General features: G+C 38.8%; 17 protein-coding genes. 11 read left to right on the top strand and 6 right to left on the bottom strand.

Going from position 1 to position 24908, the window contains the following annotated elements; all coding sequences use genetic code 11:
- Window positions 1-25: 25 nt before the first annotated feature.
- Window positions 26-1462, top strand: a complete 1437-nt coding sequence (gene radA, locus FHK88_RS04995; RefSeq protein ID WP_227429657.1) for a DNA repair protein RadA — start codon at window positions 26-28, stop codon at window positions 1460-1462.
- A 353-nt stretch (window positions 1463-1815) separates the two neighbouring features.
- Here the strand turns inward: radA and FHK88_RS04990 are convergent, their stop codons facing one another.
- Together FHK88_RS04990 and rodA are read right to left on the bottom strand one after the other, a co-directional pair.
- Complete coding sequence (locus FHK88_RS04990) at window positions 1816-2430, bottom strand: septal ring lytic transglycosylase RlpA family protein (RefSeq protein WP_227429656.1); 615 nt, start codon at window positions 2428-2430, stop codon at window positions 1816-1818.
- A 601-nt stretch (window positions 2431-3031) separates the two neighbouring features.
- Window positions 3032-4183, bottom strand: coding sequence for a rod shape-determining protein RodA (gene rodA, locus FHK88_RS04985; protein ID WP_227429655.1), 1152 nt, complete (start codon window positions 4181-4183; stop codon window positions 3032-3034).
- Window positions 4184-4602: 419 nt separating this feature from the next.
- On the opposite strand from rodA, the gene FHK88_RS04980 reads away from it, so the two are divergent.
- Both FHK88_RS04980 and FHK88_RS04975 read left to right on the top strand, forming a co-directional pair.
- On the top strand, window positions 4603-5481 hold the full coding sequence (locus FHK88_RS04980; RefSeq protein WP_227429654.1) for a D-Ala-D-Ala carboxypeptidase family metallohydrolase: 879 nt from the start codon (window positions 4603-4605) through the stop codon (window positions 5479-5481).
- 132 nt (window positions 5482-5613) lie between these two features.
- A complete protein-coding gene (locus FHK88_RS04975) occupies window positions 5614-6201 on the top strand; it encodes a hypothetical protein (protein WP_227429653.1) in 588 nt (195 codons plus the stop codon).
- Between the two features lie 224 nt (window positions 6202-6425).
- Here FHK88_RS04975 and FHK88_RS04970 read toward each other — a convergent pair whose 3' ends face one another.
- Window positions 6426-7982: a M16 family metallopeptidase gene (locus tag FHK88_RS04970; protein WP_227429652.1), complete on the bottom strand. Its 1557-nt coding sequence runs from the start codon at window positions 7980-7982 to the stop codon at window positions 6426-6428.
- A 116-nt stretch (window positions 7983-8098) separates the two neighbouring features.
- Window positions 8099-9535, bottom strand: a complete 1437-nt coding sequence (locus FHK88_RS04965) for a M16 family metallopeptidase (RefSeq protein ID WP_227429651.1) — start codon at window positions 9533-9535, stop codon at window positions 8099-8101.
- A gap of 469 nt (window positions 9536-10004) precedes the next feature.
- Between FHK88_RS04965 and mnmG the strand changes: the two genes are divergently transcribed.
- On the top strand, window positions 10005-11900 hold the full coding sequence (gene mnmG, locus FHK88_RS04960; RefSeq protein ID WP_227429690.1) for a tRNA uridine-5-carboxymethylaminomethyl(34) synthesis enzyme MnmG: 1896 nt from the start codon (window positions 10005-10007) through the stop codon (window positions 11898-11900).
- Window positions 11901-11924: 24 nt separating this feature from the next.
- Window positions 11925-12893 (top strand): AEC family transporter, encoded by a 969-nt coding sequence (locus tag FHK88_RS04955; protein WP_227429650.1) that lies wholly within the window; start codon window positions 11925-11927, stop codon window positions 12891-12893.
- 98 nt (window positions 12894-12991) lie between these two features.
- On the opposite strand, the gene FHK88_RS04950 is transcribed toward FHK88_RS04955, so the two are convergent.
- Both FHK88_RS04950 and katG read right to left on the bottom strand, forming a co-directional pair.
- Window positions 12992-13924, bottom strand: a complete 933-nt coding sequence (locus FHK88_RS04950; protein WP_227429649.1) for a LysR substrate-binding domain-containing protein — start codon at window positions 13922-13924, stop codon at window positions 12992-12994.
- A gap of 281 nt (window positions 13925-14205) precedes the next feature.
- Window positions 14206-16458 (bottom strand): catalase/peroxidase HPI, encoded by a 2253-nt coding sequence (gene katG / locus FHK88_RS04945; RefSeq protein WP_227429648.1) that lies wholly within the window; start codon window positions 16456-16458, stop codon window positions 14206-14208.
- Window positions 16459-16999: 541 nt separating this feature from the next.
- Here katG and FHK88_RS04940 point away from each other — a divergent pair.
- The 6 genes from FHK88_RS04940 (at window position 17000) to FHK88_RS04915 (ending at window position 24832) form a co-directional block, all read left to right on the top strand.
- On the top strand, window positions 17000-18622 hold the full coding sequence (locus FHK88_RS04940; RefSeq protein ID WP_227429647.1) for an AmpG family muropeptide MFS transporter: 1623 nt from the start codon (window positions 17000-17002) through the stop codon (window positions 18620-18622).
- A gap of 14 nt (window positions 18623-18636) precedes the next feature.
- The gene (locus FHK88_RS04935; RefSeq protein ID WP_227429646.1) at window positions 18637-19419 is read left to right on the top strand and encodes a hypothetical protein; all 783 of its coding nucleotides are present in this window, start codon (window positions 18637-18639) and stop codon (window positions 19417-19419) included.
- Between the two features lie 26 nt (window positions 19420-19445).
- Window positions 19446-20399, top strand: coding sequence for a peptide chain release factor N(5)-glutamine methyltransferase (gene prmC, locus FHK88_RS04930; protein WP_227429645.1), 954 nt, complete (start codon window positions 19446-19448; stop codon window positions 20397-20399).
- Between the two features lie 25 nt (window positions 20400-20424).
- Window positions 20425-21219, top strand: a complete 795-nt coding sequence (locus tag FHK88_RS04925) for a hypothetical protein (protein WP_227429644.1) — start codon at window positions 20425-20427, stop codon at window positions 21217-21219.
- Window positions 21220-21618: 399 nt separating this feature from the next.
- Window positions 21619-23748 carry a hypothetical protein gene (locus tag FHK88_RS04920; protein WP_227429643.1) on the top strand — a complete coding sequence of 710 codons (2130 nt, stop codon included), beginning with the start codon at window positions 21619-21621 and terminating at the stop codon, window positions 23746-23748.
- A 391-nt stretch (window positions 23749-24139) separates the two neighbouring features.
- Window positions 24140-24832, top strand: a complete 693-nt coding sequence (locus FHK88_RS04915) for a TetR/AcrR family transcriptional regulator (RefSeq protein ID WP_227429642.1) — start codon at window positions 24140-24142, stop codon at window positions 24830-24832.
- The last annotated feature ends 76 nt before the right edge of the window (window positions 24833-24908 follow it).

Below are 24908 nucleotides of genomic sequence, written 5' to 3'. Positions count from 1 at the left end.
TTATGATAATTTGTGGTGTCGGCTAATGGCAAAAAATAATAAAAGTAGTTATGTGTGCCAAAACTGTGGTGCACATTTTGGTAAGTGGTCTGGACAATGCTCTGACTGTGGGGAGTGGAACTCATTGGTTGAAGCACCTAATGTCAGTATGCCTCACCATAAGAATAACAGTCATTCTACTAAGTCAACTCATACAAAGTCAGTATCTACTACTGCGCATCAAAATTATTCTGGAGCGCATAGTGGGGTGATGCCATTAAGTGCAGTTAGTGTCTCTTTGGATACACGCTTACCAACTGGAATTGGTGAGTTTGATCGTGTGTTGGGTGGGGGTTTGGTTGCAGGGTCTGTGGTACTTATTGGTGGTGATCCGGGGATTGGTAAGTCAACTATTTTGCTACAAACTGCAACTAATATGGCAAAAGTAGATTCACTGGCAGGTAGTGCGCTCTATGTAACGGGAGAGGAGTCTTTATCGCAAGTGGCAATGCGTGCGCAACGACTAGGATTACCAGCAGATCAATTGCGGGTATTGGCAGAAACTAATGTAGAGACTATTTGTGCTGCTTTGACGCAAGAGCAACCTGCTGTCGCTGTGATTGATTCTATCCAAACAATTTATACAGAAGCGATTAACTCAGCACCAGGTGGTGTCAGTCAAATTCGTGAGTCTGCTGCTATGTTGACACGATATGCAAAACAGACAGGAACAGCATTATTTCTGGTTGGGCATGTGACCAAAGAGGGAACACTGGCAGGGCCTCGTGTATTAGAGCATATGGTTGATACTGTTTTGTACTTTGAGGGGCAGTCTGACTCTCGATTCCGTATGATTAGAGCAGTGAAAAACCGTTTTGGTGCAGTGAATGAGCTGGGTATTTTTGGTATGACTGATACGGGGTTAAAGGAAGTAGCAAATCCATCGGCAATATTTTTAAGTCGTTATGATAAGCCGATTGCTGGCTCGGTGGTGATGGTAAGTCGAGAGGGAACGCGTCCACTTTTGGTTGAAGTACAGGCATTGGTTGATGACTCACAAGGTCAGCCACGCAGAATGGCATTGGGATTAGATCAGCAACGTCTTGCCATGCTTTTGGCGGTCATGCACCGTCATGGTGGTATTCATACCAGTGGACAAGATGTATACGTAAATGTGGTTGGTGGTGTGAAAGTGATGGAAACAGGCTCAGACTTGGCGGTGTTGTTAGCTTGTGCTTCTAGTATTCGAGAAAAAGCATTACCTTCTTCTTTAGCAGTGTTTGGTGAAGTCGGATTATCAGGAGAAATTCGCCCTGTACCAAATGGACAAGAGCGCTTAAAGGAAGCAATGAAGCATGGTTTTACTCATGCCATTGTACCCAAGGCAAATGCACCAAAAAGCCAAATGAAGCAGTTTGCTGGAATCACTGTGATACCTGTAGAGCGTTTGGATGATGCAATTGCGCATGTATTTGAGTTATAGCTGAACGTAGAATATAGGGTCTGTTTAATATCCCGCCCCGTTAGGCTAATATCTCCAGGGGATGTGGCTATTTTTACTTTCATTTAAAATTGGCTAAATTTGCCTTCTGATGTTGATAAACAGTGCGTTAATGAACTCGTTAATATTCCTACTTTTAGTAGCGAGAGCTACCTGTACTTGATTATTTTAATTATTTTATATTGGCTTGATTCTTCTGTCTTTGTTTTAGAGGAATGTGAATTGATTACAAAAAACCTTCTGTATTGTAGAACACCATACAGAAGGTTTTTAGTATTAAGCAAAAAGTGGCTAGTATTGTATTTGTCTAATTTATGAATAACATAAATGAACGATTATGGACCACTCACACGCTCAATTGTGACATTACCAACACCATCTTGGGTTAATCCAATTTGTTTAGCAGCACCATAAGATAAGTCTAAAACTCGATTGCCATGAAATGGACCACGATCATTTACTTTTACAACGACACTTTGACCATTAGATTGGTTGGTAACTTTAACATAACAGTTAAACGGTAGGGAGCGGTGAGCTGCTGTTAAAGCATTCATATTAAAAGTTTCACCACTAGCTGTTTTACGTCCATGAAATTGACGACCATACCATGATGCTAGTCCAGTTTGTTTAAAGCGACTGACACTATTAGATGCAACTGCAGTTAAGCGCTCTAATACATTTTCATCATTGGTAGCAATAGAGGTGTCAGTTGTTAGTAGTGGGCTTTTTACAGCTAAGGATACAGGCTGGCGAGCTTGTTTGACGAGACTGGAGGCATTGTTATGTTGGCGTGTCAGTTCATTTAAAACATGATCGATATTTGATGTAGAAGACTGAGAAGACAATACAGATGATGTCGTGGGTAGCTCAGCTGCATTTGTTGTCAAACTAAAACTAGATCCTGCGATTAAGCAAGCTGTTAAAAGCAGACGGGATTGTTGCTTTTTCATAAGCACCTCATAATTTAAGAATTAGATAATCAACCAGTCGTCGCTTTTTATAAAGCAAAATAAAACGATACTAGGTAAGCGGCGATGCTTAATATAGAATCTGTATTAGCATCTATTTGATAACCAAGTATCGAGTAATTGTGTTAAAAAGCGTCTGTATTTATTTCCTTTATTCAGTAGACTTTACTAGTAAGATAAGTGAAAACCTTGACTCTTACTAAGCTACAATATGTGTTAAATATTTATTAAATACTAAGCACATAACATAATATTGCTCCAATACAGCAACACCATCATTATAGAATAAAGAGATATAATAGAACAAAAGTATAGAATTTTGTCTGGTTAATTTAGACAGATTTTGTCCCATGACTATCAGTACCTAATAGGTTACCTTAACTTCTGCATGATTACAACCTTGAACATACGAATATCTATTAGTCAGCAAACTTATGGTAATATTAGAAATCTTTATTAAGAAATAGCAGTTAATTTATAGTTAGCTTTCCCATTTGGTTTAAGGTTATTGTCAATAAGCAATAATCTCAAATAATCTATGTTAAGTTGACAATGGATATCTCATTGTTACTTGATGAGAAAGTTATGGGTTGTGAGTATAAATAGACATGAGTAGTCCAAAACCTGCCATTAGTGTAATAACAGCCGTACCTCCATAACTAATGAGTGGTAGTGGTACACCAACAACTGGCAAAATACCACCTACCATGCCAATATTGACAAAGACGTATACAAAAAATGAGATAGCTATTGCACCACCTAAAAGCCGACCATAAGTATCTTTATGTATCAGTGAAATATATAAAGAACGCATCAAAATACAAGCATATAAGAACAGTAAAACACATACACCAATGAGACCAAACTCTTCTGAAAATGCGGCAATGATAAAGTCAGTATGACCTTCTGGCAAAAAGTGTAAATGTGACTGTGTTCCTTCAAGATAGCCTTTGCCAGAGATACCACCTGAACCAATGGCAATTTTGGATTGGGTAATGTTCCAACCAGTACCTAAAGTGTCAGACTCTGGGTTAAGTAACGTTAAGACTCGTTGTTTTTGATAGTCATGCATAAAAAACTGCCAGCCAGCCCAGACTAGAGGTATCATCATTGCAATTGCTGATCCAATCATCCACCATGGTAGTCCTGCTAGAAATAATACAAAAATACCACTGGCAGCAACCAGTAGAGAAGTTCCTAAATCTGGTTCTTTTGCAATGAGTAAAACTGGTAGCATGATGACAATCAGGGTAATCACTACAGTAGTTATTTTAGGCGGTAAGTCCCGTTTTGAAAGAAACCAAGCACAAGCCATTGGCATACCCAGTTTCATAAATTCTGATGGCTGCACACTACCAAAGCCAGGAATACTAATCCAGCGTTGAGCACCCATGCGTACTTCACCTGCAATTTCGACAAGTAGTAATAAACAGACACCAGCAACATAGAAAAAGGGTGTAAATAAGCGATAGATGCTGGGTGGAATTTGAGCCATAGCAAACATGACAGTAAAGGCAATACTGTAGCTGACCATTTGTCGAATAACCATTGCCATATCTTGAGTAGAAGCACTATAGAGAATGGCAAGACTTAAAAAACAAATGGTGAGTAGTAATAATGTGAGCCAAGGATCAATATGAATACGTTCCCAAATATTTGGTGTGTGATCATGACCAAAATGATGTGTTTGTCGGGAAAAGCGATATTGTTGTTGATTTGGTGAGGTAGAAGACATAGGCAAACAACAAAAATAGATGAATTACTTTGAAATAATATAACGATATTGTAAAGATAAAAGTATAAACAGAAATAGTTGGGATTATAAACTGTTGAGCTTTATCTTTGTATTGTAGAAAAAATTTAGCCAGATTTTACATATAAGCTAAAAGGTTGTAACTCTTGTAAATATTGGATTAGGATGATGAATATTCAACGAAATCTAATATAGGCGCATTAGTTTAGCGTGCTTGGCAAAAATTTGATAGTATATTTTATGGTAATGATGCAACAAAATATACCTGTAAACAAAACTATAACAGTATTAATTTTTCTGAAAGTTACTTTGAAATAATGATGCAGACACGGTTATTAATATCGTTTACACTATAAACTGGAATAGTACAACTAAATAATAAGCAAATATGGTTATAAAAAATGTCTCAACTTTCTCATCATTTATCCACTCTTACTATATCATTTGCCATATTTAGTGGCATTGTCTATGGCACTATACCAGCCGGTATGGCGGAAGTTTCTTTGCGTGAAAGCTCTCCTAAAGTTGTTATACGTCCTTCTCAATCTACAGTACAACCTGTGCCGACACGTCGTGTGAACTATGGCACTAAGGATAATTTGGCAGGACTCATTAGTTCAAAGCAACAAGAGTTTGAGCGTAGTCAAAACTTGGATACAAGATTGGTGATTGATGAGCAAGTTCGTGTTTCTCCTCAAGGTGGCGTAAGTACAGGTATTATTGTTAATGAGATGGACTTTAATCGCTGGCTAAATGCAGCGAGTGGTCGTCGTTATCAAGTTGCACGCTATCGTGATTATTTAGCATCTCATTTGGGTAACTATAACGTACCGCCGATGCAACAGTTGCTAACAACTGCACGTAGCTGGCAGTCTTGTGGCTATGAGCCATATCAGATTCCACCAGAGTATTTGTGGCATAATATGTTACAGACACTACGTCTTTATTCGGTATTAAGACAGCAAGGAATTTTGCCTGCCAGTACACAGATACGTTCTGTATATCGCCCACCTGACTTAAATGACTGTGCTGGTGGTTCTTCTGGTAGTAAACATATGCTTAATGGTGCGATTGATATTTGGGTGCCAGAATATCAGTATAATGAATGGCAGATTAGTAACTTACAAAATAATATGTGTGCTTTTTGGGCATATCAGGGTGAAGAGTATAACTTTGGTTTGGGCTTGTATCCGACAGGGTCAATTCATATTGATACGCAAGGCTATAGAAAATGGGGCGCTTCACATTCTAGTAGCAGCTCACCTTGCCGTTTTGAATAATCGACTTTGAGTGAGCCCTTTGATAGGGCTGGGCTATAGCATTGGATATGTAACAGACCTTATATATCCTAAATAATATTGCGGTTCGTGTAAGGGTCTTGCTTTTAATAAATATAATCTGGATTAAATATTGTGATACGACTTAAATCTTATATGATGGTGGTAGTGGCATGTTGTACAGTATTGGCTGGCTGTGTAAGTGAGGGAGAACCAGATTTAATGCCCCAAGATCAAGATAATGCGGAGCAAGAAACCAAAGCAGATACCTCAACACGTTCTTCGCGTATTCATATTGTTGAGCCTGTACAGCCAGTCTCAAACGTTAAGATAGACCCAGTAGTTGCACAAAGTGCGGAAATGATGAAAGAGAGGCTAGCAAATACTTATGCTCGCCGTGCTGCCCGTCGTCATGATATTTGTCCCAAACTTTTGGTTAGAAATGTTGATAGTAATAGCTTGGTACGTCATGGAGAGCTATTAAAAGATAAGTATTGTGACTATTTTATTTATCCAGTGTCAGGGCAGTATCTTGGGGTGACCAGTAATAAAGCATCTATTCAGAAAAATCTGATTACTCCCGATCAGTATAACTTTGATAATGGTAGTTATTTGGTACAGAAGACCGATAAATATGTGATACGGATTACTCATGATGGTTCGGGTAATCGGAAACCGATTGATTATGATATTACTATTAGTTTAACAGACGATAATAAGTAGTAAGGTGTTGTTGTATATAGAAATATTGTATGTATTAAAGGTTGATTGGAATATATTTAATTGGAATGTGTGTTAAGAAAGGCTCTAAACCAATCTAGTGTATCTCTAGTGTCTGGTTTAGAGCCTTTTTTATGCTGGCTATTTTATAGAATAGGTAAAGGATAAGGGTGATGATAAGGTTTTAAAGCATTACTTTCTGTTTGATGATGCTTATTGTGACTGAATCATTCCTTATCACGGTTATCACCACTGTCCTTGTTATTACTGTCATTATTACCATTACTAGCAGAAGGTTGACCCACTGTAACGATTAGGAAGTTCTCTGGTGTTAGTGTAGAGCGTAGGCTTTGATTGACCGTATTTGTGTTACTGTTTTCAATGCGTTGGACATATTCAGTCAAATAGCTGTCAGGTAGCTGATAAAATCCCATCATACCAAGCATGGCATTAATACTAGCATTACTGGCAAAACTCATTGGGAAGCTATTGGTTAAGTTGTCTTTGGTGAGGGTGACTTCTTTGTCATCTACGCCAGTTTGGAGGGTTTGTTCAATTGTTTCTAGGGTTGCGTTGATGGCGTCTTCTGCTTTGTCGTTACGTGTCGAAAAACTAATTAGGTATGGTCCTTTGGCTTGCATGGGGCTCATACCTCCAGAGATACCATAGGTATAGCCTCGATTTTTACGAATCTCTGTCATAAGGCGTGCATTAAAGTCCCCACCTGCCAAAATATGGTTTCCAATTGCAAAATTGGTCTGCTCTTGCATTTGTTGTGGGTCGCGAGTTCGGGTATTTCCTAGTTGACCAATCATGACAGTGGTCTGGGTGCTATCAAATGGAATGTCAATACGCTCCGCAGAGGTTCGGGGTTTGGGCTCTGGTAATGCAGGGGCTGGCTCGCCTTGAGGTAATATGGAAGTAAGCTGGTTAGCAATTTGTTTGGCTTGTTGTTCAGTTAAGTTACCTGTGATGGCAATATTTGCATTTCTTGCTACCAAAAACTTTTGCCAAAACTGTTGTAAGTCTGTTTGGCTGATACTAGGAACAGTCTCTAATGTACCTGATGAAGGGTGAGCATAAGGATGATCACCATAAAGTGCTTGAATAAATGCTTTACTGGCGACATTGCTTGGGTTTTGCTGTTGTTGTTGTAATCCTAGCATCAGTTGAGCTTTATTTCTTTGCAGTATATTTTCATCAAAAACGGGATTTTGAAGCATATCAGCAAATAGTGCTAAGGCTGGCTCTAGGTGAGCATCATCCGATAAGCTACGTAGTGAGATAACAAACATATCTTTATATGCACCAGCCCCAAGATTAATGCCAAGTTGTTCTGTGGCAGTAGCAAACTCATCTTCATTTAGATTTTTTGTACCTTGGCTGAGCATGGTTGCTGTCATATTAGCAATGCCAAAGCCATCTGGACGAATGGCATTGTCACGTGCACTACCTGCATTAAATCTTAAGCTAATATCCACCATAGGTAGCTCATCTGTACGTACAAATGCAACAGGCACACCATTGTCTGTTGTAAAGTGTTGGATATCAGGCAGGGTCATGTGCAGTGGTTCATTCTGCTTTAGGCTATCAAGTTTATCAATAGCAACAATAGGTTGGCTGGTATCAACTTCAGTTGCGCGACGTTCCTCTGTTTCTGTCGGCATTGCGTATACGGTTGCTGTGGTTGATAGTGTCAAAATAGCCAGTACAGAGGCAAGTAAGTGCTGACGAAAGTGTCGTGTTGGTTGTGTGCTTGATTTTTTATGATGTAAAGTGTGCATAATTGTCCTTATTTTAGGGTGCTATTTAGTCGTATTGATTCAGGATAATACCAGTTGATTAGGGTTTGCTAGCTAGATAGTGAACAAGCCCTTATGAAAAAGGTTATGGATTTTAACTATCTGTCTGTATCTTCTGGGATAATCTGCATTACTGTTAGGTTATCTTTGACTAAGTATTTTTTTGCGACCTCTTGTATTTGTTGTGGTGTGATAGAAGCAAATTTTTCAGGTAGCTGAGCTAATAAGCGGTCATCAAGTCCAATGGATTGCATGGAGCCAATCATTTGCGCCTGTCCTTCAACACTATCTTGTGAGTAGATAAGCCCAGAAACAATATTAGTACGTGCTCTTGCTAACTCTTCTTGAGTGATTGGGGTTGTTTTTAGGCGCTCAATTTCTGCCAATATGGCATCTTCTGTTTCTGCTAGACTGACGCCTTCACGTGGGCTGGCTTGGATAAGAAATAGACCATCACCTCGGTCAAAAGCACTATAAGAGCTACCAATAGAGGCAAGTAGATTCTGTTGGCGCACCAGTCTTGATTCAAAGCGGGCAGAGAGTCCACCATCTAAAATATCTTGCAGTAATGCCAACGCATAGGCAGTATCATCAGATGAGTTTGTGGTGCTGGTTAGGCTGGGAACGTTAAAGCCCATCAATAAAACAGGAACTTGAACAGACTCTTTGCGGACTGTTTGTTGGTAGCCTCGAAAACCAGCTTGATGTACAGAGGGGCGCGTGGGTAGTTTGCTGGCAGGTATGTCAGCAAAGTAGTGCTTCACTTGTGCAAGGGCTTTGTGTGGGTCAACATCACCGACAATGACAAGGGTTGCATTATTAGGGGCATACCATGTTTTATACCAGTGTTGTAGTTGTGCTAAGGTTAGCCCTTGAATTTCAGACATAGGTCCGATAACAGACTCCCCTTTAGGGCTATCTGGCATAGCAATGAGATTAAATTGCTCAAACGAGCGTGACATTGGGTTATCATCAGTACGCTGTCGGCGCTCTTCCATCACAACCTGACGCTCACTGGCAAAAGCCTCGGGATCAAATTGTAGGTTTTGCATACGGTCTGCTTCTAGCTCTAGTGCTAAGCCCAAGCGATTGGCAGGGAACATTTCATAGTAGCCAGTATAGTTATAGCTGGTAAATGCGTTATTTTGTCCACCAAACTTCGCAATCAGACGTTCAAAATCATTGCTAGAAACCTTATCAGTACCTTTAAACATCATGTGTTCTAATAGGTGAGATATACCACCTTGGTCGGCTGGCTCATCGGTTGCTCCGACTCGGTACCAAATTTGACTCATCACTACAGGTGCGCGATGGTCTTCTTTGATAATAACTTTTAGTCCATTATCCAATGTATATTCATGGCGGTTGTTTTGGGCTGTTGTGCTTGTCGTCGTTGCTTGATTGGATTGAGTATCTGTATGAGGATGTAAACTTTGACAACCAGATAACCCTAAGGTAACAGTTGTTGCTATGGCTAAAGTTAGGGTTTTTAATGAAAAGGTATGTTGATTACATAATGATGAAAAGTTTGTCATATTGTTGACTCTTGTTGTTGTGGAAAAAAGTGGTTATAAAAATTAGCTAAGGTTTGTTGAACATTCATGTTTACCCAAAAGTAAAAAATAGTGGTATCCCTTTATGTTTCTTGCAATATTTCTATAATCTCTATAGTTTCACTATAGGGCTCTTTATAAAGCACCAAACCTATCAGCAAAAATAAATATGAGAGTTTATAACTATAGAGCTCTTTATATGTAAATTATTCTTATTTGACCATCTTTATTTGCAAAAATATAAGATGGTGTAAGAGATTTGTAAGGTTGCTTAAGTTGAAGCTGCATTAGGCACCCATGATGATAAAGCTTCAGCCTTATTTTATTAGTAATGAACTATGAATGCGCTAAGATGTTTGATAGAGAATTTGTTATAATTAGCCGATTTTAGACCTATTTAAAGTTCTGTACAAGTGAGACGACGATGGAATATACAGCGCAAGCTAACCATATGCAATATCCAAAAACTTATGACGTGGTTGTGATTGGCGGTGGTCATGCTGGCACAGAGGCGGCTTTGGCAGCAGCTCGTATGGGCGTGCAGACCTTATTATTGACCCACAATATCGAAACACTGGGGCAGATGAGCTGTAACCCTGCCATTGGTGGTATTGGTAAATCACATTTGGTGCGTGAGATTGATGCCTTAGGTGGGGCAATGGCATTGGCAACCGACAAAGCTGGTATTCAGTTTCGGGTACTCAATAGTCGAAAAGGGGCAGCCGTACGAGCCACACGTGCACAAGCTGACCGTATCTTGTACAAAGCTGCTATTCGCCATACCCTAGAAAATCAGCCAAATTTGGACTTATTCCAACAAGCTGCCGATGATATATTGGTGGAAAATGGCAAAGCCTGTGCGGTGGTAACAGCAACAGGCATTGTCTTTCGTACCAAAACAGTGGTGCTAACCTCAGGTACATTTTTGGGTGGAGTGATTCATATTGGCTTACAAAATGCCAAAGGTGGGCGGGCAGGTGACCAGCCCAGTATTAAGTTGGCAGAGCGTTTGCGTGAATTAAAACTGCCAGTGGGTCGTCTAAAAACTGGCACACCAGCGCGTATTGATGCCAAAACAGTGGACTTTAGCGTGATGATACCACAGCCGGGGGATACACCACTGCCAGTAATGAGCTATTTGGGCAATGTTGATATGCACCCTCAGCAAGTGAATTGTTATATCACGCATACCAATGCTAAAACTCATGACATCATTCGTCAGCATTTAGACCGCTCACCCTTATTTTCAGGCAAAATCGAAGGGGTAGGGCCGCGTTATTGTCCATCTATTGAGGATAAAATCCATCGCTTTGCGGATAAAGATAGCCATCAGATTTTTATTGAGCCTGAAGGCTTGACCACTCATGAGCTATATCCCAATGGGATTTCTACCAGTTTGCCTTTTGATGTACAGCTCGAATTTATCCGTACCATGAAAGGGTTGGAAAATGCCCATATTACCCGACCCGGTTATGCCATTGAGTACGATTATTTTGACCCACAAAACCTAAAGCCAACTTTAGAAACCAAATCCATTGAACGGTTATATTTTGCAGGACAAATCAATGGCACAACAGGTTATGAAGAGGCAGGGGTGCAAGGGCTATTAGCGGGGATTAATGCTGCCTTATCCACTCAAGATAACCCAGTAATGGACAGTTGGGTGCCACGCCGTGACCAAGCCTATTTGGGTGTGTTGGTTGATGATTTAATTACTCATGGCACCAAAGAGCCGTATCGTATGTTTACCAGTCGTGCTGAATACCGCTTATTATTGCGTGAGGATAATGCCGACCAACGCTTGACAGAGATTGGACGACAGTTAGGCTTAGTTGATGATACGCGCTGGCAAGCCTACCAAGATAAAATGGAAGCAGTTGCCACGGAATCGGCACGTTTAAAAGAGCTGTGGGCAACGCCTAGTAATGAGCTGGGTGATAAATTTACCCAAAAAACAGGTGAAGTATTATCCAAAGAATCCAATGCTTATGATTTGCTTAAACGTCCACAAGTCCATTTTGAGGACATTGCAGCGATAACAGACTCAACCGTTAATGCTCAAGTGGGTGAACAAATCGAAATTTCGGTTAAATATGCAGGCTATATTGACCGTCAACAAGAAGATATTGAGCAAATGAAGCGTTTGGAGAATACCCAGTTGCCATTAGATTTTGACTATGCGGTAGTATCTGGTTTATCTAATGAGATTGTACAAAAATTGCAACAAGTTCGCCCTGCAACTTTGGCACAAGCCAGTCGTATCAGTGGGGTCACGCCTGCTGCCATTCAACTATTAGGCATGATGCTAAAAAAACAACGTAAGGCAAAATCGGCATTAAGCAGTTAATAAGTTAATATAGCGATTGATATTATGTTTAGTGCGATTGCCTTTGCCTTATCCATTACATTACCCAACCTGCTGTTAATGGGGTTGGGTTTTTTTATGCGTCGCCGTCATGAGATTGGGCAAGAGTTTATCAATCAAGCGTCTTATTTTGTCTTTAATTATTGCTTGCCTTGTTTGTTGTTTTTAAGTGTGGTTGGTAGTGAGGTCAGTTATGCTAAGCAAATCAAACTGATTATGGTAGGACTTATCGTCACCTTATTATTGTTTTTTGGGGCAGAGTTATATGCCAAACGCTTTGTCGCCGATAAACAAGATAAGGGAGTGTTTGTGCAAGGGGTGTTTCGCAGTAACATGGCAATTATTGGGCTTGCTACCATTGCCAATGCTTATGGACCAGAAGGGTTAAGCATTGGGGCGGTATATATGGGAGTAATTACCATTGTCTTTAATATTTTGGCCGTGATAACCCTTAGCCGTTCTTCGCATGATTCACAAACTCCCCATAGTAGACAACTGGATAAATGGCGGTTGGTTAGTAAAAAAATTATCCGCAATCCATTAATCATTGCCTTAGTTGCTGCCTTTATCTATAAGGCATTACCACTGCCAGCAATGACAGGTGTGTTGCATAAAACGATGGATTTATTAGCCTCAACGGCTCTACCAGTAGCACTCATTTGTGCAGGGGCAAGTATCCATGTCAAGTCGATGATTCAACCATCTGGACTGTGTATGCAGGCAAGTATTGGACGCATTGTGGTTGCTCCGTTATTAGCTGTTGGGGCAGGGCTGGTGTTTGCTTTATCACCTGTACATTTTGGGGTGCTATTTTTGATGGTTGCCTCACCTGTTGCTGCGGCCAGTTATGTAATGGCAAAGGCACTGGGTGGTAATGAGGTGCTAGCGGCAAATATTTTGGCATTTACCACTGTATTTTCAATGTTGGCAATGGCGGTGGGGGTTGCTGTATTGCGTGGTTTTGGATTGATGTAAGAGTGAGGTGAATTAAAAGGGTTAATGATTGCAAAGCTCGCAATACTAAAGTTTTGGTATTGCGAGTTACAAGAAGCTATTGATTCTGTGGTTTTAAATCATGGCTTAGCAAATTGTCCTTGGCATAGTTTAATAAATGCCTGTCCAAACTGACGTACTTCAGAGTCATCACGTACAGCAATCCAACTGGTAAAACGTCCAAAATGGCTTACTGGAATGGCTGTTAAGTTTTGATAATGGCTGGGCTCAAATGCCATCTCAGCAATGATACCTACACCAAGCCCTGCATTGACATAGGTACTAATCACATCAGCGTCCAAGGCGGCTAAAACAATATCAGGCTCAAGCCCTGCTTGTTGGAAAGTTTTGTCAATGGTACTACGTCCTGTAAACCCACCGTGATAAGTAATCAGTGGATAGCTGGCAAGTGTTGGTAGGTCAATATCTGTTTGTCCTGCTAATTCATGGTCATTGGGTACAATGATGATATGTGACCAGTCATAATAACGATAACAACGTAAGTAAGCATTATGCAGTAGGGACTCAGTGGCAATACCGATATCAGCTTGTCCCCGAATGACCATATCAGCAATGGTTTCAGGGTCAGCTTGTTGTAACACTAGCTGTACTTTGGGAAAATTCTCTTTAAATTTTTTGATGATTTTTGGTAAGACATAGCGGGCTTGCGTATGTGTCGTAGCGATGGTTAGTGTACCTGTCTGTGGGTTATTGTAATCCAAGCTAAGGTTTTCAATGGTGCGTATCTCAGCAAAGATAGACTCAATATGTGGCAACAACGCTTCACCCATTGGAGTCAGCCCTGTTAGTCGTTTACCTTGACGTATAAAGACATCTGTTTTAAGTTGGTTTTCTAAGGCAGCAATGTGCTTTGACAAGCTGGATTGGCTGGTATGCAGTACATTGGCAGCTTGACTAAGATTATAGCCATTGATGACAGTATGCCAGACAGTTTCTAGCTGTTTTAGCTGGATTTGTAAATGTCTTTGGTTAACAACCACATTGATTGCCATAGATAAGTCCTATAAATAAGTGATGATGTTGTCAAAATTAAAGTTGGGCATTGTCAGTGAAAGATAAATATTTATACCATTCTTTAATTCTGCACTATATTAGTATATATACCTGCCACAGGTGGGTAGTGTAATGAATTTAAGATATTCTTATAAAGAGAAATATCAGTATTTTTATATTCTTTTATGGCATAAATAAAATAGTAGCCATTATTACAATGGCTACTATCTATAATTTTTATAGAGAACAGTTTAGGATATGTCGTCCTAAGGTATCAAAACTAGCGTTTGATATCAAAACGGTCAGCATCCATTACTTTCACCCATGCTTTTACAAAGTCTTTGACAAATTTTTCTTTATTGTCATCTTGAGCATAAACTTCAGCATATGAGCGTAAGATAGAGTTTGAACCGAATACTAAGTCTACACGAGTTGCAGTCCACTTAACGTCACCTGTTTTGCGGTCACGTACTTCATATAAGTTGTTTTGTGCAGACTTCTCTACAGGGTGCCATGTATTACCCATGTCGGTCAGATTAACAAAGAAGTCATTTGTTAATACACCAACTTGGTCAGTAAAGACACCATGCTGACTACCAGCGTGGTTTGTACCTAGAACTCGCATACCGCCGATAAGTACAGTCATTTCAGGAGCAGTTAGTCCCATAAGCTGTGTACGGTCAAGTAGTAATTCTTCAGGAGCAACTGCATAGTCCTTTTTCACCCAGTTACGGTAGCCATCATGGATAGGCTCTAGGTCATCAAAAGACTCAGCATCTGTCATCTCATCAGTGGCATCACCACGACCTGCACTGAATGGAACAGTGATGTCAAACCCAGCGTCTTTAGCAGCTTGTTCTACAGCAGCACTACCACCTAAGACAATCAAGTCAGCAATACTAACAGGCTTATCTAGTTTGGCTTGAATGTCGCTAAGAGTGGCTAACACTTTTTGTAAACGCTCAGGCTCATTACCTTCCCAGTCTTTTTGTGGAGCAAGACGGATACGTGCACCGTTTGCACCACCACGATAGTCTGAGCCACGGTAAGTACGTGCGCTGTCCCAAGCAGTATTAATCAGCTCTTGACGGCTTAAACCAGAGTTTAATAACGTTTGTTTTAGTTCAGCTATCTCAGCATCACTTAGAGTATAGTCGACGCTTGGGATAGGGTCTTGCCAGATTAAATCTTCACTTGGTACATCTTTACCTAAGTAACGGCTTTTTGGTCCTAAGTCACGGTGAGTGAGCTTAAACCATGCTCGAGCGAATACTTGTGAAAAATACTCAGGGTCATTGTAGAATTTTTCTGAGATTTTACGGTATTCTGGGTCTTTGACCATTGCCATATCTGCATCAGTCATGATGGGGTTACGGCGTTTGCTTGGGTCATGGGCATCAACGGGCATATCTTCTTCTTTAATATTGATAGGCTCCCATTGGTGTGCGCCTGCTGGACTTTTTCTAAGCTCCCAGTCGTAGTTAAATAGTAGGTGGAAGTAACCATTATCCCACTGTGTTGGGTTGGTTGTCCAAGCACCTTCAAGACCACTAGATACGGTGTTACCTGCGTTACCAGAGCCTTGAGGATTGCTCCAGCCAAAGCCTTGTTCGGTAATATCAGCCGCTTCTGGCTCAGCACCAATAACTTCTGCGCTACCATTACCGTGGCACTTACCAACAGTATGTCCACCTGCGGTTAAAGCGACAGTTTCTTCATCATTCATTGCCATACGTGCAAAGGTAGTGCGCACATCTTGGGCTGTGCGTAGTGGATCAGGATTACCATCTACCCCTTCTGGGTTAACATAAATCAAGCCCATTTGTACGGCAGCTAATGGATTTTCTAATGACTCACGGTCTTCATCATTTTCATAACGTTCTTCTGTTGGTGCAAGCCATTCACGCTCATCACCCCAGTAGATGTCTTTTTCTGGATGCCAGATATCTTCACGACCGCCAGCAAAGCCAAAGCTTTCCAGACCCATTGATTCATAAGCCATTGTACCTGCCAAAATCATTAAGTCTGCCCATGATAAGCGGTTGCCATATTTTTTCTTAATTGGCCATAATAAGCGACGGGCTTTATCTAAGTTAACATTATCTGGCCAGCTATTTAGAGGCGCAAAGCGTTGGTTACCAGTGTTCGCACCACCACGACCGTCTGCTTTACGATAAGTACCTGCTGAGTGCCATGCCATACGAATCATTAAACCGCCGTAGTGTCCCCAATCAGCTGGCCACCACTCTTGCGAGTCAGTCATTAGTTGTTTTAAGTCTTCTTTTACCGCATCTAGGTCTAAAGACTCAAAAGCTTTAGCATAATCAAAGTCTTCATCAAGTGGATTCGTTTTACGGTCATGTTGATGTAAAATGTCAAGGTTCAGTGAATTAGGCCACCAGTCAGTTACTGAGCTTTCTTGATTGGTATGCGCTTGGTGCATAACGGGGCAACCACCTGTTTGAGGGGTTTGCTGTTGATTTAGTTGACTGTGGTCTACTGGGCATTTACCAGTGTTTTTGCTGTTATCCATAATGGTATCCTTGGCTGAGTGTTAACTTGGCTATTACCGCTGACTATCATATCGTTTTTATAAACAACCTTGATATGAGCATTTTGTAGATAATTTGCTACCAAATGTCGGTTTTATCTGCAAAACGTAAGCCATTAAGCAAAAGCAGTTTGTGGTTGTTATTACGGTTAAAGATAAATATCTAACCTGCTTTGATTTGAAATATAGGATACACATGAGCTTTTAATTTGGAAATTTGATACATCAAAACATTGTGTTTTGTAGAACGAATCAAAATATATTAATTGATTTGAAAAATAAATTAAAAGAAATGATAAAGTTACTAAGTGTAAGGGAAGTATGAATTTTCTACTGTAATTTGGTGGTTTAGATGAGGCTAAGTAGAAGGAATGATGATAGAGGGTTAGAAAATCCCGATATTCAAGCATACTATCAGAGGTTGCTAGCCAAAGCTTAAAATCTACAGTAATATGTAGTTTTTGTATCATTATTATCTATCTGTATATCTACCTTTATCTACACTCTTATGCTGTGAGCTACTATGTCCACAAATACATCATCTGCCAACGTCTCTCCACCGTCCCAAAATATCAAAAAGAAATCATGGTTTGAAGCAAGTAAAGCCTATCTAGACCCACGTGCATTGATTATGCTGTTTTTGGGCTTTTCGGCAGGTATTCCTATTTTGCTGATTTTCTCAAGTTTGTCATTGTGGCTACGTGAGGCAGGCGTTGACCGCAGTGTGGTTACCATGTTTAGTTGGGCGGCATTGGGTTACTCGTTTAAGTTTATTTGGGCACCATTAATTGATGCTGTACCCTTGCCATTTTTAACCGCATGGCTAGGACGCAGGCGGGCATGGATGTTAGTCTCACAAATATTGATTATCCTTGCTATTTGTTTAATGGCAAGTGTTAATCCCAGTGTTGCCATTGACAATGTCAGTCATTTTTCAATATTTGGTAGAGAGATAGAAATCACTGCTTTGACCTTTATGGCAATCGGAGCAGTACTTTTAGGTTTTTCCTCAGCGACGCAAGATATCGTGATTGATGCTTATCGCATTGAGCTTGCGCCGCCAGATTTTCAATCGGTGTTATCGGCGGTATATACCGCAGGTTATCGTATCGGTATGATTGTCGCTGGGGCAGGGGCGTTATATTTAGCAACCTATTTTGGCTCAAATGAGACGGCTTATAGCTATGAGGCATGGCGAAATACCTACTGGGTGATGGCTGGCGTGATGGGTGTGGGCGTGGCAACAACCTTAATCATTCGTGAGCCTATCCGTGAAAAAATAGTTGAAAATAAACCTGCTTCTGATTATCTGCGTTTGGTCGCTGTTTTTGCCTTATCAGTGATTGGTTTTATTTTTGCCTTTAAAGAGTTGGGTGGTATATTACCTGAAACTGAAGGGGTGCTAACAAGTTTTGGCTTGGAAGTGACGCATTTATTAAGCAGTTTGGCAGTGGCTTTAACTATTGGTTATTTGTTGGTGCAAATCGGACTGGTTAATAAAAAAATGGCATACCAGACATGGATTGAACCAGTTGTTGATTTTTTCCGTCGGTATGGCTCAAAGGCTTTACTATTACTCACCTTGATTGGTCTATATCGTATTTCAGATATTGTTGCAGGGGTTATCTCCAACGTCTTTTATCAAGATATGGGCTTTAGCAAAACCGACATCGCCAATGCCGTAAAATTGGTCGGTGTGGTGATGGTTATTGCGGGGGGCTTTTTAGGTGGTGTATTGGCACAAAAAATCCGTATCATGCGGGCGATGATGATAGGGGCTATTTTAGCCAGTATTACGAACTTATTATTTGTACTATTGACCATGCACCCAGCCAGTTTGCCTTATATGTATTTGGCAGTAATTTTTGATAATTTGGCGGCAGGGCTTGCCAGTGCGGTGTTTATTGCCTTTTTATCAGCATTAACCTCGATTCGTTTTACTGCGGTTCAGTATGCAATTTTCTCATCATTGATGACCTTATTACCCAAAGTCTTGGGCGGCTACTCAGGAACGATTGTCGATAATATGGGCTATCCGTTTTTCTTTATCTTTACCGCATTGATTGGTGTGCCGATTTTAGGACTGATTTATTTGGTTGATAAACATATAGTCATTGGTGGTAATGATGATATTTATGATGATTAAATAAGGTTGGCTTTATGGGCAAAGCCTCTAAAAATAGTGCTATAAAGCGATACTATCATTATGCCCATATGCAGAAGATAGATATTTTTATAATTTTTATCTTTTTGGCTATGTCATCTGCCTATATGCCAACAGTTGATATCTTTTTTAACTGGTGGCAGGCGACTCATTGGCTTGGCTATGTATTTGTGATTTTTTTGATTTGGATTTCTGTTAATAATTATTGGGGACAATATTGGCAAATTAGCCATAACTCTCTTGATTATTACTTCAGTTTTATTCGTGTTAAACATATTGCTCTAACAGATATTAGTCATATTACGGGACTAGAACAGCAAGACAACGACCAAAAATTGAAAATTTATGACAGTCAACAAAGCTACAGTTTAAATAAACCAAAAATGACCATTGATAGTCAATACTGTCTAGATTTTTCTAACTTAGTACAGCAGTTAAAAAATAAATTGCCACAATTAGTACAAAGCAGTGTAAATAAAGAAAGTCAGGAATATTATCAAAAGAAAAATAGAAAAGTAAATTTGATGATATGGTCTTTATTTTGGCTAATCATAATATTAAAGTTATTCTGGCAACGAGCCTATATGGCTTGGGATATAAAATTTTTATTTGCTACTGGGCTGATTATGATATTAGTCAGTATTTTTGTGGGTATATGGAAAAATCAAAGTAAGCAAAAAATTACTCAAAGCCAAGCAGACTTTATTCTTCATCAATATGCTCTCTTTCCTGTATTAGTTCTCTATCTATTACTTAATATTTATATTTATGTATTTTAATAAGAGACATTTTCACGAGTCAATTTATGCCCAATACAGTAACCATCAACCAACTTAAAAAACAAATCAAAACCAATCCAATTCAATTTTTAGACTCCAGTCAAAATAGGCAAACCCTGCCTGACTTTTGGCTCACTGATTGGCTACTATTTGTATTAAAACAGCCCAATAGCTTTTTATTTAGCAATCCTGATTATCAGCTTAGTGCAGACGAGTATCAACACTATCAAGCTGGTGTGCAAAAAATGCAGGCAGGTACACCATTGGCTTATCTGCTAGGTTATCAAGAATTCTGGTCATTAAAATTTTTGGTCAATGAACATACCTTAATCCCACGTCCTGACAGTGAAGTGTTGGTTGAGCAAGTGTTGGCATGGATACAGCAAAACCAAAATAGCCTAAGCAATAATAACCAACCTTTAACCTCAAACCCAACTCAATACAAGTTACTGGATTTAGGGACAGGTACAGGCTGTTTGGCAATATCTTTGGCTTATGAATTGGATAAAATGATGCCTAAAATATGGCAAGTAACTGCTGTTGATTTTAGCGCTGAAGCATTAAGTATTGCTCAACAAAATGCCCAATTAAATGATGTGACTAATATACAATTTATCCAAAGTGATTGGTTCGCTAATATCTTTAAGTCCAATCAAGAAAACAATCAAGAGCGTGATAAATTTAGCGTTATTATTAGCAATCCGCCCTATATTGATAAAGCTGATAGTCATTTAACCGCACTAATCGCTGAGCCCATCACCGCATTGGTGGCAGACAATCAAGGGTTGGCAGATATCCAAACCATCATCAATCATGCCCCTAATTATTTGCAACAAGGGGGCTTATTGGCAATCGAGCATGGCTTTGAGCAGGGTAGGGCAGTACGAGAACTGCTACTTAATCAAGGCTGGAAAAATGTACATACTGTCAAAGATTATGGTGACAATGAGCGAGTAACGATGGCTCAATGGCAAGGATAAGGATTATGATAAAAGGAAAGTCATAATGAATGTTAATTTAATATCTGGTTATATTGGTACAGCGGAAAAATGGCGAGAGTTATTAACTTATGAGCTGGAAAATAATATTGATAATTTAGAAGAGTATCTTGAAATTGATGAGATTAACTTTTTATTATCATTGTGGCAAGATATTGTAAAACAGCCAATTTATGAGATGCCAGAGGCACAAATAAAATTGCCACCTTCTTATATAGATTTGTGGCAATCAGGTGTTTTATTTTTCTTTGATAAATTCTTTGCTTTATATTTGATGTATGCCAAAGATGTTAAGGAAAAATATCCAAATATTAAAGATTTAGCGACATTCTATGCACCAAATGACTGGAGGGTATTAAAAAACTATTCAGATAGGCAAGACAAAAAGGAAATGCTAGAGATTATTGAGTATTTATCTGAACATTTTGATGAAGACAGCTTTGATGAATATAATAAAGTGGACGACTATTTTAATTATGAAAAATTAGATGGTTTTTTATCTTTACCTGCTTTAAATAAAGATAGTTTGTTAAATTACTATGTCATTGCAGATGGGGAATTGGAAGTTAATGGAGCTTTAGCTTTTTTACATTCTGATATTTGTTTTTTAGATGGTGAAAATGAAGTTTCTATATATTCACTTAGTGAGGCAACATTTATACGTTATAAATCATTTGCAGAGTTATTTATTAGAGGGTTTGTGTTTTTTTATGATGAGGATTATCCTATGACATTAACGAACCTGCTACAACACAAAGAGCAATATCATATGATTTTTGATAGCAGTGTGTGTTATACCTAATATGCATGATAATTATAGCTATCAAAGTATGGCTTTTGGGGGTTGATTTAAGAGTAAACTGTATAACTACAAGACAAATGGTTGCTGTGTGAGAATCTAGTGTAGAGTTTGATGCTTGCTTTATTTTGTTGGGCAGTGCAGTACGAGAACTGCTACTTAATCAAGGCTGGAAAAATGTACACACCGTCAAAGATTATGGTAACAATGAGCGAGTAACGATGGCTCAATGGCAAGGATAAGGATTTTATCTTGATATTATTTTTCTAATAAAGCTAAAAACAAATCAGCATTTTATAAAAAAATACGTTAGTATTATCATATATACTTTTATATTTTTCTAAAATTCCCAAGTTAGGTACTATTATGATAGTACTTAACTTAGGTGTTTAAAAGGTTCTTATGATGATATTAAATAAATCTTATAATAAAAAATATATACAACAAGCTTTACCAGTAGCAATAGCAATATTGATGACTTTAAATGTTACTGGTTGTGGTGGCTCAGATTCATCTCCTTCATCATCTTCAATACCGAATCCTCCAAATACAAATCAACCGACGCCTTCTGTAAAGCCATTAACCAGTGTAAGTGGGTTTTATCATCTACAAGGTGATGTTAATAGAACGATTAATGTTGGTGAGCAAGTTGGGTTTTTGGCAGTACAGCAGGCAGGAAAAATTTTTCAAGATATTGATAGTTATCAATGGAAAGTAATACATGGGGATGCTAAAAATGTACATATTAGTGCAGAGCATCAGCCAGCCAGTTCGTTTGTATTTGATAAGCCTGGTGTCTATACACTAAAGCTAACAGTTCAGCAAAGAAATCATTATAATGCGCCGCAAACAATAGATACCCTTCTCTATAAAGTAAATGTTGTTCCAAATCCATCACAACAGAAAAAAGCAAGGTTACGTGTAGATAGAGTCGCAACTAGTAATGGTACAGTGAGTCTATACTTTGATACAGGAGAAGCTATCTCAAGTGACCAGTGGAATATTGTACAGACCTCTGGTCCTGATGCTGTCATCTCTCAAAACTCTAAAAGTGAGCTGGCACAAATTACCTTGTCTAAGGTATGGGAAGATGAGGTATTGACGTTTGAGGCTAGCCTAAAAGCAGACCCCAGTGTCAAAGATACCGCATATATTTTATTACGCCCAGGTAGTGTTGTAAAAGGAGATTACTTCTGTGACTCGCCACTTAGTGGGCAATATTGTTTATCTACCTCTCCGTTAAATCACCATTATGCATATCGCAGTCAATCTCCTGTTGCAGATTTACTGCCTGATTGTGTTATGTCATATAAAGTGAACACAGAGGGACTCTGTCATCTGGCTGCTTTGCCTTTTATAGGACAGTCAACAGAAGAGCCAACAATTGATGATATTATGGATAGAGTTGTGGTTTCTCATGATTGGATGGGGGAAAACTTTGAAAAGTTTTTACGCAATTATGATAAACATGATGATTTTAAACGTTTATTGCGCAGTACCACAGCGATTGTTATTTCGGATAATGTAAAGCCTTCTTTCTATTGGGGTGGCACAGGCACAATGTATCTAAGTGCAGACTATTTATGGATGACACCAGAACAAAGGGATACATTAACTGATTCAAAAGACTATCGCGCTGGTTATACTAAGAAATTTAACTATTTCTTTGATTTTGACTATGAAAAAGATAATAGAAGTGTTTTATATAACAAAGACTATTATCCCACTCATGCGAGTGAGCGTAGTCGTAGTCTGCAAACGATAGCTCTACCTCTAGCCAGTTTGCTTTATCATGAGTTGGCACATGCCAATGACTATGTATCACAACAAACATTAGCAAGTACAAATAATTATAGTATTGAGCAACTGTCAAAGTTGGCAGCATACGATATGATTGGTAGAAATGGATATCAAACAGTCTCTAGTCAATTAGAAGAAAGTTATCCCCTCAACAATAAACAACTATCTGATTTAGCCCAAGTTTGGTATGCAGGGCAGACTCCAAGTTCTAAGCAACTGGGATATAGTGGTAAACAGGTAGCAGAATGGTTCTTTTCTGGTCGAGCAAATGATGATTATGGTTATTATACAGTGCAAGAAGATATCGCCATGATGTTTGAAGAGGCAATGATGTTGACACGATTTGGTGTTAATCGTTATGTCATGGTAATGGACTCGAAAACCAAACGACCACAAATTATTCAAGGACAAAAGAACCGTATTACTGATCCACAGATTAACCCAAGAGTATCTTTCGTTGTTTCCAAAATACTGCCAGAAGCACAGTTGCAAGTCAGTCGTCAACTAGAGTCTATAAGACCTGTTTCTTTATGTACTGGTACAAGCTATTTTGATTACTATAATACCAACTGTCATAGCGTAAATTCTAATATTCCGTATAGTATGAAGTATAGACAAATGGTATATGGTGGAAAAGTTGATGACTTAGGTCGTCCACTTGGTGTACCACGTCATCAAACACCAAAAACACCAACAGTTGCTGAAGTTAATTTTCTAAAAGGTACGCATTAATAAATATTGTTTTTAGAATTATTTATAAGTTTTATTTTTTAAAAGTCATTAATTAGCATAATGATACTTATTTTATATTAGAATTTTACACTAAATGAAGAAAAATAAACTTGTGAATACAATAACTTACGTAATTAAGTTGTGATTGAGTGGTAGTAATATTATGATGGAATGTACACTTTATCATGATATTATGTGCTTTTAAGGTAATAAATATGAATATTAATCAGTTATAGTCGCTTATTATGATGATTTTTTGCTTTTTATCTGAGATATCTTACCGTATGTCGAAAGTGTTTGTTTTAAATATATCTGGCATTTGCTGTAAGCGTTTTGGATAGAATGTACTATTTATTTTTGGAATTATGTCGTAAACGAATTGGGAATGGTCATGACTGAATCACGAGACAATACAATTAAAGACATGCTGGTGGATTCTGAGCTAGCTAGACAATTGGTGCCAAACAAATTTAAGTTTACTAGCCAGCAAGGGCGTATTCGACGTCAAAAACTAGTGATGGGTGCAAAAAAGCTAAGTGAGACAAAACCTGTTAAAGACATTACTTTAGCAGAAGTATGTGTGGAAGCAGGTATACCAAGAGCTTCTGCGTATCATTTTTTTCCAAATGTTGAAGCGATATTTCTTGCCCTACGTTTTTTAAATGCCATTGAAATTATGGAAACCTTGGAAAAGGTAGACATTAACAATTTTGATCGTTGGCAGGGATATGTTAAGGCTTTAATAGAAGCAATGGTTGGTGTATTAAAAGAAGACCCTACTAAAGCACAGCTTATCTATGGTGCTAATACACCAGACTTTGAAGGTGATAAGTTTGGTGAAAGAATGGATAATCAAGTTGTCAAATTGGCATACCAACGCTTGTCCTCACAGTATGAGATGCCATCATATGAAGATTTAGAAAAGGTTATGTTGGTTACTTTTAGTATTATTCATGGTATTTTTGGGTTATCATTTCGCCATTATGAGCAGGTAACAGATGAGTATGCTCAAGAAGCAATGATAGCATCTATCGCATATTTACGCTGTTATTTACCAGAAAAGTTGCCAAGACGCTCTCATTAGTAGCTATGTTCATATGAAAAAAGCTGACTCATCACAGTCAGCTTTTTTAATGTTATTCAAACAAATATATATGTTG

This window comes from Psychrobacter sp. I-STPA6b, from assembly GCF_020662265.1.
Lineage (GTDB): Bacteria > Pseudomonadota > Gammaproteobacteria > Pseudomonadales > Moraxellaceae > Psychrobacter.
Note: the sequence above shows the minus strand (reverse complement) of the source record. Positions and strands in the feature narration are given on the sequence as shown.